Here is a 13,296-nt window from a genome sequence, read left to right on the forward strand (position 1 = left end):
CAAATAATTAATTCAACGGAGCCAGGCAGATGCCTTTTTTTATTTAGATATTTTTAGATTTACATTTTTTTCTTCACAACATTAATTATACAACCTAATATTTTTGTAGTAGTTGTGTTAGCATTACTTTTAGTCGGTGGAAATGTTATGGCTGAGGATTCCTTAGCTGAAATTAAAGAAAAAGGTACAATGGTAGTTGGACTTGATGATAGTTTTCCACCTATGGGTTTTAGAGATGAAAGTGGAGAAATTGTCGGTTTTGATATAGATCTGGCTAAAGAAGCAGCCAAAAGAATTGGTGTAGATGTTGAATTTAAGGCTGTAGACTGGGATGGTGTAATTCTAAGTCTTAAAAATGGTATGATTGATGTTATCTGGAATGGTTTAACAATTACACCTGAGCGGGAAGAGAGTATTGATTTCAGCCAGCCTTATCTAGAAAATTCGCAGAGTATTGTGGTTCAGGCTGACAGTGAGATTGAAACTAAAGCTGATTTAGCCGGAAAAACTATTGGTATCCAGCTGGGAAGTAGTGCAGTAAGTGCAGTAGAATCTGAGCCAGAAGTAATGGCCACTTTCGAAGAATTACGTAAGTTTTCCAATAATACTGAAGCTTTAATGGATCTGCAGACAGGTAGAATTCAGGCTGTAGTTTTAGATGTGATTGTGGGCCGCTATTATATGAGTCAGCGTCCAGGTCAGTTTAAAGTTCTGGAAGATGATTTTGGTGGCGAACAGTATGGAGTTGGTGTTCGTGATGGTGCCGATTCATTTAGAGAAGCTTTAAATTCTGCTTTAGATGAAATGATTGCAGATGGTACAGCAGCAGAAATTTCGGAAAAATGGTTTGGCGAGGACATTGTTCTTAAGTAGGAGGCATTTATTTGTTTGATTATATAATTAACGTATCAGGATATATACTGGAAGGTAGCATTGTTACCTTCCAGCTCTATTTTGTAACAGCAATATTTTCAGTGATTGTTGGTATTGCGGGAGCTTTAGGAAAAATTTCTAAAATACCTCTACTGGAATCAATTCTGTCACTTTATACCTGGATTTTTAGAGGTACACCTTTACTTTTACAGCTCTTTTTTGCTTATTATGGTCTGCCTGTGCTGGGGATAACTTTACAGCCGTTTCCGGCTGCAGCCTTAACTTTTATTATCAATTATGGAGCTTATTTTACCGAGATATTTAGAGGTGGAATTGAATCGATTGATGAAGGTCAGTATGAAGCTGCCAAGGTATTGGGAATGAATTACAGACAGACGATGAGCAGAATAGTAATTCCTCAGACTGTTAAAAGAGTGCTTCCGGCAACCAGTAATGAAGCAATTAATCTGGTCAAGGATAGTGCCTTAGTTGCTGTTATTGGTCTGGGAGATTTACTCAGATCTGCTAAAGTAGCTGTAACAAGAGATTTTTCTATAGTTCCTTTTATAATAGCTGCAGTTTTTTATCTAATAATCAGTTCAGTTATTGTTACGGTTTTCCGCAAATTAGAAGAAAAATATTCTGTTTACGAATAGGTGATAAGTTTGGAAATGATAAAAGCAAAAGATATTTATAAAAATTTTGGTGAACTAGAGGTGCTTTCTGGTGTATCATTTGAAGTGCAGCAGGGAGAGGCAATTTCAATTATTGGTCCTTCCGGTTCTGGGAAAAGTACACTTTTACGTTCACTGATCGGCCTGGAAGAAATAAATTCAGGTGAATTATATATTGAAGGAATTTCGGTTAAAGAATCAGGAAAAAAGGCTTACGAAAAAATGGGAATGGTTTTTCAGGGCTTTAATCTTTTTCCTCACAAAACGGTGCTCGGTAATTTAATGGAAGCACCAGTGATTGTAAAAGGGGAGAAGAAAGCTAAGGCTGAAGCAAAGTCAGAAACACTTTTAAAAAAAGTTGGACTTTCTGATAAAAAAGACAGCTACCCGGCCCAACTTTCTGGAGGTCAGAAACAGAGGGTAGCAATAGCAAGAGCTCTGGCTATGGAGCCAGATATAATGTTATTTGATGAACCAACTTCTTCTCTGGACCCGGAGCTGGTAGGTGAAGTTTTAACAGTTATCAGGGACTTAGCGGAAGAGAATATAACTATGCTAATTGTAACCCACGAAATGGGTTTTGCCAGAGATGTTTCAGACCGAGTATTTTTTATGGATCACGGGAAAATAATTAGTGATACTGTTCCTGAAAAAATATTTGTTAACCCTGAATCTGAAAGGATTCAGAGCTTTTTAACAAAAATATTAAGTCAAAACTAAGGCTCCCCTATGGGAGCTTTTTTTAATTGATATTTGCTTTTAGACTCAAGGCCTGTTAAAATGTTTACAGATAATTAATAGCTAGTTAATGTATTATTAACCTGACTTCTATAAGCTAATAAGTAAATAACGAAGGGAAGTGTTAATGTGTTAAAAATCAATACAGATCTGCATACTCATACAGTTGCAAGCGGTCATGCCTATTCCACAGTTGACGAGATGGCAAAAGGAGCTTTTACTAAGGGGATTAAATTAATAGCAATTACTGATCACGGTCCTCAGATGCCTGGAGGTCCTCATATCTATCATTTTGGAAATATATCAATAGTTCCTGATAAATTATATGGTGTTAGAATAATCAAGGGTGTAGAAGCCAATATTTTAGATAATGGTAGACTTGATCTGGAAGCTGAAGATCTGGACCGACTGGATTTTGTTTCCGCAGGTTTACACCGTTTAACAGGTCACAATTTAAAAAATAAAAAAGCCTATACTGAGGCTACAATTAAGGCGATGGAAAATCCTTATCTCGATATGATTACTCATCCCGTCCAGAAGGAGTATCCACTTGACCTGGAGAAAGTGGCTAGAGCAGCTGCAGAAAATAATGTTATTTTGGAACTTAATGCAAGCTCATACAGTCCTAAAAAAGACCATACTCGGGGGATAAAGAGTCAGTCACTGAGATTATTAAAACTGGCAAAAAAATATGGCTTTAAGCTGGCCGTAAATAGTGATGCTCATTTTCATGATGAAATTGGAGAATATTCAAGCCTCAATTTTATTTTTGAAAGTGAAGACTTTGATAAAAACTTAATTATCAACCGCAGTCCTGAGAAAGTAATCAGTTATTTAAAAAATAGAGAAAAACGACTTGCTCAATTGAAGAAATCAGTTTAAGGAGTGTCGAAATGGAAGAACCCTATTATAAATACTCACAGTTTTTAAAAGACAAATATGGCAAAAAAACATACAAATTACCTGTAAATCTACCAACAACCTGTCCCAATCGTGATGGTAGTTTTGCCAGTGAAGGCTGTTATTTTTGTGGAGAAGAAGGGGCAGATTTTGAAATGCTGCCTGATGATATGTCAGTCCGAAAGCAGCTGCTGGAAAACAGAGAATATATAGGTGAGCGTTATGGTGTTGATCAATTTATAGCCTATTTTCAAAATTACACCAATACCTATCTGCCTATTGATAAGTTAAAAGAATACACAAAGGAAGCAGCCGAGGTTGAAGGAGTAGCAGCTGTTTATTTTTCCACCAGACCGGATGCAATTAATGAAAGATATATTTCGGCTATCAAAAATTCACTGCTGGAAGTTTCTTCGGAAATAGAGCTGGCTTTTGAATTTGGTCTGCAGACTGTTAATTATAAGACTTTAAGAAAAGTCAATAGAAAACATGGTCTGGCAGAATTTATAGATGCGGTTTTAACTGCAAAACGCTTTAAAGTTGAGGTTGGAGCCCATATGATATTAAATCTACCGGGTGATGATCGGGAAGATGTTATCGAAGGTGCCCGAATTTTATCGGCCCTGGAAGTAAATCATGTAAAATTACACGCCCTTTTTATTCGAGAGAATTCTGTTTTTGCTAAAAAATATAAAGATGGTGAACTTGAGATTTGTTCACTTGATGAATATATCGATCGAGTAATTTTATTCTTAGAGAATCTGGCTCCAGATATTGCTGTTCAGCGACTAATCGGTAGAGCCCCTGGTGATGAATCAATTTTTGAAAACTGGGATACTCCCTGGTGGGAAATTCATGATTTGATTATCAAGAGAATGAATGAGCGCGGCACATACCAGGGAAGATCATATAACTATCTAAAAGGAAAGGCCCTGGCTAAGTTCTAATAAAAATATTTAGTTTTAGCTGAAAATATTGGAATTACAGCTTGATTTCTTAAATTAAAAGTAATATAATTAAAGATAATCAAAATAAAAACATGAAGTCAATCAGCAGAGTAGCAGAGGAGTGGTTTATATGACTTCAGTAATTAGAAAGGTGTTTAATAATTTCAGCAGTGGTCTTTCTGATTTTAAAAATCGTTATAAATTACCGGAAGAGTTTCACAGCTCTCAGGAATTAAAAATAATGCATATTAGTGATACTCCGGAATCAATTTATTCTCATATTTATAAAATGTTAAACTACAGCCAGCCGGATGTTATTATTCATACTGGAGACCTGGTTGATAATTTAAAACTTGAAGATGCTGGTTCTGAAATGATTCCACTTTATCAGAAGAAGTCAGCTGAATTTATCAGTAATTTAGAAAAATTAACATCGGCCAGAATTATTTATGTTCCAGGTAATCATGATGACCTAAGTATCATAAAAGATAATACAAAGAGAAGTGAAGTTGTTGCCGAAGGAACAATAATCGATTTAGATGGGGTTAAGATTGGCCTGGCTCATTACCCAGAAAATCTTCCTCAGACAGCAGATATTAATCTATTTGGTCATAATAAACAGAGTGAATTTGAGAGTGAAAATAAATATCTTAATGGAATTTTAAATATCAATTATCTGCTTTTGCCTTCCAAAACAGATTATAAGGTCAATTATCCCTGGACAGTTGATCAGGGAAGGCAGTACAAAAGGTTTAATATGATTTAAATATGTAATTATTCTTAGTCAGATTTGCAAGGATCTGGCTAATTTATTTTGCTTTAAATTTTTAGAAAGTTTAAATAATTATCAAATAACAGGAGTGGTTTGATGAATTTTGTCCGCAGTGGTCCCCGCTACTTATTTTTAAAAGTAAAAGATCCTAATTTGTTTTCTGAGAATCTTTCTCAAAAAACTGAGGTGAGGCGTCTTAATTTTAAGGCAGCGATTAAACTGGCGGCTGAAGAGTCTGTAATAATTTTCTTAAGTGATCAGCAAAATAAAAGCTTTAAAGTTGAAGACTCTGATCTGATTTTATATCTGCCTCTTAACTCTACGGCCCTGCTGGCAATGATTTTAAATAATGAAGAATTGAGTCGGGCGGTAAAAAATGTAACTGCTGGCCCGGGCCAGCTGGTTATGAGAATTCCGGAAAATGGAGAAAAAGTGATTGAGGAAATTATTGAAAGTTACCAGGCAGAGAAAGTTTCAATTCTGGAAGGAATTGATAGAGGGAGTGCCAACAGCACGATTATTTCCTTTACCGAACAGCCAATTAAATCCAGACTTAAATCTTTAAAAAAAGTTAGAAATAATATTTTAATAGATAAAGAGTCTACACTTCTTTTTGAGGAACTGCGGCGGGATGCAGTCCGGTATATTACTCACGGACTGGAAGACCATCAGTGGTCAGAACTTAAAATTAATATTTATGATTCAGATGAGCTTTATGAATTAGAATATAAGAGATTAATAACCATTTTATCAGACCTGGAGGCGGGAATAATTCTGGGAGAATCATGGACTAAGGACCATGCCTTTGCCTTATTTTCGATAACTGCTTATCAGGTAAGACTCTTTACTTTTTTATCTCCAATTGAAATCAAAAAAATATTATTTGCTTTTGAATATAACAGTTCAGGCGAAAGACTTGTGGATTATGATCTCTTTAATAAGAGTAAAAAAATAAGCTGGTCAGAAATTTTAAATGACAGCAAGCGTCATGACCGAAAAGAACTGGCTTTTAAATTTAGAGATGAAATAATGCAGGAACTTTCGGAGGCTGCCAAAAAAAAATATTTTAAAATAGAAGCAGAAATTATGAAGGAATCCTAAATTTTAAGAACAGGAGAGCTGGCCGGGCTGAGATCTCGGCTTTTTTCTATTGATTTAAAGGCTGCATTGAGACTTTGTATAAATTATCACATATTTGCGATATATATAATTTTGAGTTAAAATATAGTTATGGATAAGTTTAGAAAGGAGATTTTAATGCAGACAGAGAAAATAGTAGCTGATGTAGAAAAAGCCATCAGAGAATTAATAGATATATCTAAACCTGAAGCTGGTTCAATTTTTATCCTGGGTGGAAGTACAAGTGAAATACAGGGTAAAAAAATTGGTTCAGCAACTGATTTAGATTTAGGAGATAAGATTATCAAGAAGATAATTTCAATTTTAGCAGAATTTGATCTTCACCTTGCCGTCCAGGGTTGTGAGCACATTAATAGATCACTGGTTATTGAAAAAGAGACTCAGACTAAATATTTATTTAATGAAGTAAATGTTATTCCACACAGACGAGCTGGGGGAGCCTTTGCAGCAGCAGCATTTAAAGAATTTTCGCAGCCGGTAACTGTAGAAAATATGGAGGCAGATCTGGGAATTGATATTGGTGATGCTTTAATAGGAATGCACTTAAAAAATGTTGCAGTACCTGTTAGGTTATCAATCAGTGAAATAGGTGAAGCCCATCTTACCGCAGCCCGGACAAGGTTGAAACTTGTTGGTGGAATAAGGGCAGAATATAGAGATTTGTAAGCAGGGGGGCTTTAACTTGAAATATTTGCACCATTTAATCGATAAATTTATACTTTCAATTTTAGGCCGCTCTTTTATAATTTTAAAAGATAAGGACTCTCGAGTTGATAAAGAATTAGCATATTTACCTGATTACTTTAATATCGCAATTGCTGTAGAAAAAAGTGGAGCTTATATTGTTTTAAAAAAAGAAGAATCAGAACTTAAATACTGCGGCTATCGTTCTTCACCTGAAAATATAGACTTAAAGATTTATTTTAAAGATGAAGAATTTGCTTATCAGGTTCTGGCTGCCAAAGAGGGAATCAGACAGGCGTTTTCGGAACATAAACTGATGGTTGAGGGAGACTTAGAGTATGCTGTTTCTGTAATTTATATTCTGGAATTAGTTGAAGCCTACATTATGTCAGATGATTTTGCTGAGCGGGTTCTAACCTACAATTTCAACAGAGAAATGTCAAGACTGCAGTTGGTTTTGAGTGCGTTATTATTGTTTAGAGAAAAGGGTGAAATTTAAATGGAGACTTCGAATTATTTTGAGTTTTTCAGTCCTGTAAAAATTAATTCAGGCGACCAGGCCTTATCGACTTTAAATTATGAACTGGAGCAGCTGCATGTCAGCAGGCCTTTAATTCTAACCAATCAAACCTTAGATGAACTTAACATTCTAGATCTTTTACTCTCCAGCATAACAAAGATAGAGATAAACCCGCGCCAGATTATTAAAACTATTCCCAATCAAGCAACATTAGAAATTGTAAAAAAGGCTTCCCAGCGCTATCGGGACTTAGGCTGTGATGGAATAATAGCCCTGGGAGGAGAAGCAATTATTGATACCGCTAAAGGGGTTAACTTAATTATTTCAGAGAAAGTTGATGACTTATCAAAACTAACCGGTATTGAAACTGCCCATGGTGATATGCAGCCTTTTATTGTAATCCCTACTACCAGTGGAACTGGTTCTGAAGCTGCTTTGAGTGCTGTAATTAGCGACCAGAAGAGCAAAAACAATCTGGAGTTTATTTCCAGCAAATTGATGCCTGATCTGGCAGTTATTGATCCTAAAATGACCTTTACTCTGCCGCCGAGGCTGACAGCTTCTACAGGTGTTGATGCTCTGGTCCACGCAGTTGAGGCCTATACTGGACTGCAGACTAACCCTTTAAGTGATGCTTATGCTATTGCTGCTTTAAAATTAATTGGAAAAAATCTTGAGCCGCTGGTTAATGATGTGAATAATAAAAATTATAGAGTTGCGATGAATAATGCAGCTTTAATGGCAGGGATAGCTTTTTCTAATTCACATGCCGGTATTATTCATGCCATAGGAGATGCCTGTGAGAAGATTTCTGAAGTTTCCCACGGAGATGCACTGGCAGTTCTTTTACCTCACGGAATGTTTTATAATCTTAAATTTGAGTACTGCAGAAATTCCTATCAGGATATTTTACTTGCCTTAGAAGACACTGAAAAATTTGTCAATACTAAAGCAGAGGACCGGGCTTTAATGGCTGTTGATTCTGTAGTAGGTATTTTAAGTGAGCTGAGATTTTTAGCAGGAATTCCGGTTCGGCTGGAGGAAATCGGCGTTAAGAGATCTGATTTTGATCGGATAGTAGATAAAGCAATGCACAACAGTGCACTTTTAAATTCTGCCGGTCAGGTAAAAAGAGAAGATATAAAGAGTATTTTAGAAGCAGCTTTTTAAAAGAAAAGGACATTTATTCTACCATATAAAATTTTAATAAAATAATCCATAAAGAGAAATTATTTTATGGAGATAAATGCCCCAAAGATAAATGTTTAGTAGTGGAACAGTCTTTATTGGGGGTGTTTAATTTGAGTGAAGCAGATTTTAAATTTTATGGTCTGGGATCTTTTTATTGTGAATATAAAGACAAGAAGATTGATGGTAGTGACTGGGTTTCAAAGAGGGCTCTTTACATTTTAATGTACTTACTTCAGGAAAGACAGCGTCGAATTAGTGTAGAAGAGATAGTTGATATATTCTGGCCTGAGTCAGATCTTGAGGACGGAAAAAATAAATTATACAATACTATTTATTTGCTCAGAACTTCTTTAAAAAAAGGGGGGCTTCCCAAAGATATTGTAGAATCTTTAAATGGTGCCTATAATATCAATCATAAATATAAGATATGGACGGACTGGGATTATTTTGAGCGAAAAATAAATAATTTAATGCTGGGCAAAGAATATCCTGTCCAGGAACTGCAGTCATTATTTGAAATGTATCGTGGAGATTATTTCAGTACCCTTAAGTATGAAGGCTGGACTGAATTAAATAGAGAAAAAATGAGAGAATATTTTTTAATTTTGATTGAAAAATTGACAGAGAAACTATATAGTAATGAAAGTTATCGGGATACAGTAAATTACCTGCATAAAGGTATTGAATATGATCCCTATCGGGAAAATTTCTATTTAATTTATATTAAAGCTTTAGTAAAACTGGGGAGAATTGCTGAAGCAATAAACAGTTATAAAAAATGCGAAAGAATTTTAAAAGAAGAATTAAATGTTCCGCCAGGTCAGGAACTAAAAAGCGAATACCAGAGAATCAAAATGAGTCGGGAGATCACTGAAAAAGTTCAACAAAATTTTAATGCCAAACCCGTAATTGAAAGAGGGGCCATGTTCTGTGACCTCGATGTCTTCCAAAAAATTTATGAGCTGGAGCTTCGCCATGTTAAGCGTTTGAATAAGGAGTTTGTACTGCTGACAATAGATTTTTCAGAAATAGGATCAGAAATTAACTTCGAAGAACTGATCCATAAAATTGCCAGTACTTTAAGAACAGAGGATGTAATCTGTTACTGCAGCCAAAAAGTATATATTATTTTAAAGGAAATGGATCTTGTCAATAGTGGACTGGTGATGCAGAGGTTTAATAATCTCTATAAAGAGTTGAATCTGACCAAAAAGCCTCCACTGGATATTAAAGAAATCAATTAAATTAAATATAATAAAAATTTTTCTTAAACCACCTGAAAGGGTGGTTTTTTTATGTTTTCGAGGTTTTTTCGAGTATTTTTCCATATTTTTGTTAAATCACTCTGTTATTATTAGAGTAGAGAAGAGGAGGTGGTGCTGCAAATGTTATTGAGAAAAATAGTTTTAATAATAATATTACTTTTTTTAAGTTTTATTTTTTTGTCATTACCTTTAAGCGCTCAGGAATTTAATGTTTTTTCGTTAAATAATGACTATCAACTTGAAGATTTAAATACTGGAACTGAGCTGGGACAGATAGATCTGCAGAATTTTAGTTATGGTTATGCTTTTGACTATGATTATTACAATTTAGCTAAAAGTGCAGTAATTATCCAGATTGGAAATTATAATTTTGCTCAGATAAAGCAGGGAAGTGATTATATTACTATCAGTGCCTCAACCGCTTCTATCTACCAGTATGGAAATAATAATTATGCAGCAGCTGTCCAATTAAATAAAAATAATAATCTTAAATTAGCTCAGTACGGTAATAATAATTTTATTCAGGTCGAACAGTACCGAAAAAATAGTAATTTATTTATAAGTCAGTTTGGAAATAATGAAAAATTGAAGTTGTATAAGTATTAAATATAAAAGCTTAGTTTTATGTGATTATATTTTAAAAAAGGAGGTGGTGGGGAAAAGTATGTTAACTAATTGCCGCTTCTTAGTGAAGGTGTTAATGATTTAAAGGGGAAAAGGTTCAAAGGAGGTAAGTAAAATGAAGAAAATTTTATTTTTAGCTTTTGTAATGATAATGGCTCTTTCAATGTCAGCAGCAGCTTTTGGAGGAATGGGTATTGGCGGAGATGTTGCAGTAATTGATCAGTTAGGTTCTTTTAATGATGCTTCAATTACTCAGGATGGTTATTCCTGGGGTGGCTGTGGCTGGGATTGCCCATTATGTACAGATAATATTGCTGTAATCCTACAGGATGGCGTTGGTAACAAAAACTATGTAACCCAAAAGGGTTCTGACAACCTGACCCATGCTTTATCCTTTGGATTTGCTAACACAGTAATTCAGGAACAAAATGGACATGACTTAACAGCATTCGCAGTTCAGCACGGTGTATTTAACCATGCAACCCAAATGCAGTCCGGTAAAATGAATGTAAGTATGGTTAGACAAATTGGTGTAGCTAACAAAGCTTTGACAATGCAGAGTGGTGGAAACTGCTACTGTGGCGATACAGCTTTAATTACCCAAATGGGCTTTGCTAACAATGCTGAAATTTATCAGTACTAATTAGTATAATTCCAATATTACACTAATAACTAATTAGTTAGATCCGACTAAATTGGGGTTAATAGTATCTATTAAATAATATTCAAAAAACAGTCTGGGATAATACCCATTTGAATTCCAGACTGTTTTTTATAAATTTAAAAAAAGATTGTCTTAAGGGGTGAGAACATGACAAACAAAAAATCTTTGATCTCTTCAATGACTATTTTAATGTTGATCTTATTAATATCAGTTTCTGCTGCAGCTCAGGAGATTGATAATCCAGAAGCACAGGAAATCGATAGAGAAATGCAGGATAGAATTGAATTGATTCAGGCTTCACAAAGTTTAACAGCTCAACAAACTAATAAGTCTGCTGCAGGAGTAAGTCTATATCTTACAACCTTTCATTCCGGAGAAAAAGAATTAAACCTTGGTGGTAAATTTGAAAGTGACTTTTTTCAAAATGATAGATATCAGGGTATAAATCTTGCCTATGTAATTGAAGGAATATATCTAGAAGATGAAGATATTAACCTTGCTGGATTTTTGTCAATAAAAGCAACATTAAATGACAAATTATTTTCACCATATTTTGGAGTGGGAGCAGAATTTATGGGTAAGGCCGATTATCAGGGCTTTGTTGGTTTAAACTTAAATGATAATTTTTTTGTGGAAACAAAATTTATAAATGACAAGGATGAACTTGATAATGGAGATTTTTATTCTTCAGTCGGGTTTAAATTAAACTTTTAAATGAAGAAGGTGAGTTTAGTATGAATAAAAAAATTTCACTGACCATTTTATTCTTTATCATTCTGATAATATTTTCAAATTTAGCTCTGGCAGCAAGTGTAACCAGCTGGAAATTTAATATTTTTAATGATCCCGATGCCAGGCAGGTAGCACAAAATATTGCCAGTGCTCAGAATGACATGACCCTGGCGAATGATCCAATTGCTCAATTCATATCAGGTATTAATGGCAGAATTATGAATATGATTCAGCAGGATATTGTTAATAAGATGCTGGAAGATAATATTGGTGATGGTTTAAATTATGAGGTAGGGGATGTAGAGATCGATGTAACAGAAGATCCTCTTACAGGAATAGTTACAATTGTATTGACCAATATTATTACCGGAGAGATAACAGTAATTGAGTATGACACAACAGAATGGCCTTCAAGTGAAGACTTTGAATAAGTAAATTATTGAGGTAGGGGGGAGAAGTATGGAAGAAATGATTGCTCTACTTTTAGTTGTTTCTTTATTTGCCGGGGGCTCGACAGGTTTAATGCCAGAAAAAAATAGAGCAGAAGAACTGGCAGTTGACCCAACTCAGGTTATCGAAGAAGTTAGAATATCAGCTGATCAAATTATAACTTCTCAAGAAAATGTGACTACGGCGACTCAACTGCTGGCAGCTTTACCAGAGCGCGAAGATAAACATCAGGTAGCTATTTATGATATTAAAGATAAGACCGGTCAATACAGTGAGATTGGGTCGATGGTTGTTTCTCAGGGAGCTACTGAAATGCTAATCACTGCTTTAATCAGATCAAGGCAGTTTAAAGTCCTTGACCGAGTAAATTTGTCTAATTTCATGACAGAACAGTCTCTGGTAGAGCAGGATAGAACAACTGGAAATGATGGTCCAGCAACTGGAGAATTAACAGGTGCTCATTATGTTATAGATGGCGCAATTACTGAGTACCAGATTGATAAAAAAACAGGAGGTCTGGGACTGGTTATTGCAGGCAAAGGTGGGCAGCAGGAATATGCTGTAGCCAGCTGTGCAGTTGATCTTAGAGTTACAGATACTACTAGTGGAGAAGTTGTCTGGGCAAAAAGTTTGAAAAAAGAGATAGTTGGAGAAAGAATCAGCTTTCAGGTATTTTCCTTCATGGGAAATAATATAGTGGAATTTGAATCTGGACGCGGCAAACAGGAAGTTATAAATTTAGTTGTCAGAACATTGCTGGAAGAAGCTGTTTACAAGCTTTCTACAAGTGATCTTTTATAAAAGTGTAATAGTGGAAAAAAGATTTTTAGTTATTAATAGTTAAAGCTGATGTTTGCATTAATTTACAAAATACCGCTCCTTTAAAAATATATAAGTAAATACTACAGAAATTAAAGCTTTTCCACTACAAGACAGGAGCTGAAATTCAGCTCCTGTCAAAAAAAACTATTCCAGAGCATTAATATTTGCTCTGTTTAACCCTGGCTTAGAAACCAGGGTTTTAATTTAAAATGATTATTTTTCATAATTATATCATAATTTATTTTTTAGAGATTTTTTAGAGATTTATTATATATTTTTTAGAGATGAGATTGTTATTAT

The 13,296-nt window shown here is 34.7% G+C and carries 16 protein-coding genes; all 16 read left to right on the forward strand.

Annotated features, from left to right (window positions below; genetic code table 11):
• The first annotated feature begins 147 nt into the window (after positions 1-147).
• Positions 148-873 carry an amino acid ABC transporter substrate-binding protein gene (locus tag C8C76_RS07585; protein WP_258222444.1) on the forward strand — a complete coding sequence of 242 codons (726 nt, stop codon included), beginning with the start codon at positions 148-150 and terminating at the stop codon, positions 871-873.
• A gap of 11 nt (positions 874-884) precedes the next feature.
• On the forward strand, positions 885-1,529 hold the full coding sequence (locus C8C76_RS07590; RefSeq protein WP_108140241.1) for an amino acid ABC transporter permease: 645 nt from the start codon (positions 885-887) through the stop codon (positions 1,527-1,529).
• 9 nt (positions 1,530-1,538) lie between these two features.
• Positions 1,539-2,267 carry an amino acid ABC transporter ATP-binding protein gene (locus C8C76_RS07595; protein WP_375135282.1) on the forward strand — a complete coding sequence of 243 codons (729 nt, stop codon included), beginning with the start codon at positions 1,539-1,541 and terminating at the stop codon, positions 2,265-2,267.
• A gap of 147 nt (positions 2,268-2,414) precedes the next feature.
• Positions 2,415-3,167 carry a phosphatase gene (locus C8C76_RS07600; RefSeq protein WP_108140243.1) on the forward strand — a complete coding sequence of 251 codons (753 nt, stop codon included), beginning with the start codon at positions 2,415-2,417 and terminating at the stop codon, positions 3,165-3,167.
• 11 nt (positions 3,168-3,178) lie between these two features.
• Positions 3,179-4,132 (forward strand): TIGR01212 family radical SAM protein, encoded by a 954-nt coding sequence (locus tag C8C76_RS07605; protein ID WP_108140245.1) that lies wholly within the window; start codon positions 3,179-3,181, stop codon positions 4,130-4,132.
• Positions 4,133-4,262: 130 nt separating this feature from the next.
• Positions 4,263-4,898: a metallophosphoesterase family protein gene (locus C8C76_RS07610; protein ID WP_108140247.1), complete on the forward strand. Its 636-nt coding sequence runs from the start codon at positions 4,263-4,265 to the stop codon at positions 4,896-4,898.
• A 102-nt stretch (positions 4,899-5,000) separates the two neighbouring features.
• On the forward strand, positions 5,001-6,005 hold the full coding sequence (locus tag C8C76_RS07615; RefSeq protein WP_108140249.1) for a hypothetical protein: 1,005 nt from the start codon (positions 5,001-5,003) through the stop codon (positions 6,003-6,005).
• A 156-nt stretch (positions 6,006-6,161) separates the two neighbouring features.
• A complete protein-coding gene (locus C8C76_RS07620) occupies positions 6,162-6,710 on the forward strand; it encodes a TIGR01440 family protein (protein ID WP_108140251.1) in 549 nt (182 codons plus the stop codon).
• Positions 6,711-6,726: 16 nt separating this feature from the next.
• The gene (locus C8C76_RS07625; RefSeq protein WP_108140253.1) at positions 6,727-7,227 is read left to right on the forward strand and encodes an SCP2 sterol-binding domain-containing protein; all 501 of its coding nucleotides are present in this window, start codon (positions 6,727-6,729) and stop codon (positions 7,225-7,227) included.
• Positions 7,228-8,418 (forward strand): iron-containing alcohol dehydrogenase, encoded by a 1,191-nt coding sequence (locus tag C8C76_RS07630; protein WP_108140255.1) that lies wholly within the window; start codon positions 7,228-7,230, stop codon positions 8,416-8,418. It begins immediately after the preceding gene.
• 122 nt (positions 8,419-8,540) lie between these two features.
• Positions 8,541-9,683, forward strand: a complete 1,143-nt coding sequence (locus C8C76_RS07635; protein ID WP_375135283.1) for an AfsR/SARP family transcriptional regulator — start codon at positions 8,541-8,543, stop codon at positions 9,681-9,683.
• Between the two features lie 141 nt (positions 9,684-9,824).
• Positions 9,825-10,310 (forward strand): hypothetical protein, encoded by a 486-nt coding sequence (locus tag C8C76_RS07640; protein WP_108140257.1) that lies wholly within the window; start codon positions 9,825-9,827, stop codon positions 10,308-10,310.
• Positions 10,311-10,443: 133 nt separating this feature from the next.
• Positions 10,444-10,971, forward strand: a complete 528-nt coding sequence (locus tag C8C76_RS07645; RefSeq protein ID WP_108140259.1) for a hypothetical protein — start codon at positions 10,444-10,446, stop codon at positions 10,969-10,971.
• A 168-nt stretch (positions 10,972-11,139) separates the two neighbouring features.
• Positions 11,140-11,706 carry a hypothetical protein gene (locus C8C76_RS07650; RefSeq protein ID WP_108140261.1) on the forward strand — a complete coding sequence of 189 codons (567 nt, stop codon included), beginning with the start codon at positions 11,140-11,142 and terminating at the stop codon, positions 11,704-11,706.
• Between the two features lie 20 nt (positions 11,707-11,726).
• Entirely contained in the window at positions 11,727-12,155 is a 429-nt protein-coding gene (locus tag C8C76_RS07655; protein WP_108140263.1) for a curli assembly protein CsgF, read from the forward strand.
• Positions 12,156-12,183: 28 nt separating this feature from the next.
• Positions 12,184-12,975 (forward strand): CsgG/HfaB family protein, encoded by a 792-nt coding sequence (locus tag C8C76_RS07660; RefSeq protein WP_108140265.1) that lies wholly within the window; start codon positions 12,184-12,186, stop codon positions 12,973-12,975.
• Positions 12,976-13,296: the final 321 nt, after the last annotated feature.

The sequence above is a fragment of the Halanaerobium saccharolyticum genome (assembly GCF_003053565.1).
Taxonomy (GTDB): domain Bacteria; phylum Bacillota; class Halanaerobiia; order Halanaerobiales; family Halanaerobiaceae; genus Halanaerobium; species Halanaerobium saccharolyticum_B.

Excerpts from the sequence above, each read along its gene's own strand:
- C8C76_RS07585 (WP_258222444.1), top strand. The coding sequence starts at position 148 with ATGGCTGAGGATTCCTTAGCTGAAATTAAAGAAAAAGGTACAATGGTA.
- C8C76_RS07605 (WP_108140245.1), top strand. The coding sequence starts at position 3,179 with ATGGAAGAACCCTATTATAAATACTCACAGTTTTTAAAAGACAAATAT.
- C8C76_RS07610 (WP_108140247.1), top strand. The coding sequence starts at position 4,263 with ATGACTTCAGTAATTAGAAAGGTGTTTAATAATTTCAGCAGTGGTCTT.
- C8C76_RS07615 (WP_108140249.1), top strand. The coding sequence starts at position 5,001 with ATGAATTTTGTCCGCAGTGGTCCCCGCTACTTATTTTTAAAAGTAAAA.
- C8C76_RS07620 (WP_108140251.1), top strand. The coding sequence starts at position 6,162 with ATGCAGACAGAGAAAATAGTAGCTGATGTAGAAAAAGCCATCAGAGAA.
- C8C76_RS07630 (WP_108140255.1), top strand. The coding sequence starts at position 7,228 with ATGGAGACTTCGAATTATTTTGAGTTTTTCAGTCCTGTAAAAATTAAT.
- C8C76_RS07640 (WP_108140257.1), top strand. The coding sequence starts at position 9,825 with ATGTTATTGAGAAAAATAGTTTTAATAATAATATTACTTTTTTTAAGT.
- C8C76_RS07645 (WP_108140259.1), top strand. The coding sequence starts at position 10,444 with ATGAAGAAAATTTTATTTTTAGCTTTTGTAATGATAATGGCTCTTTCA.
- C8C76_RS07650 (WP_108140261.1), top strand. The coding sequence starts at position 11,140 with ATGACAAACAAAAAATCTTTGATCTCTTCAATGACTATTTTAATGTTG.
- C8C76_RS07655 (WP_108140263.1), top strand. The coding sequence starts at position 11,727 with ATGAATAAAAAAATTTCACTGACCATTTTATTCTTTATCATTCTGATA.
- C8C76_RS07660 (WP_108140265.1), top strand. The coding sequence starts at position 12,184 with ATGGAAGAAATGATTGCTCTACTTTTAGTTGTTTCTTTATTTGCCGGG.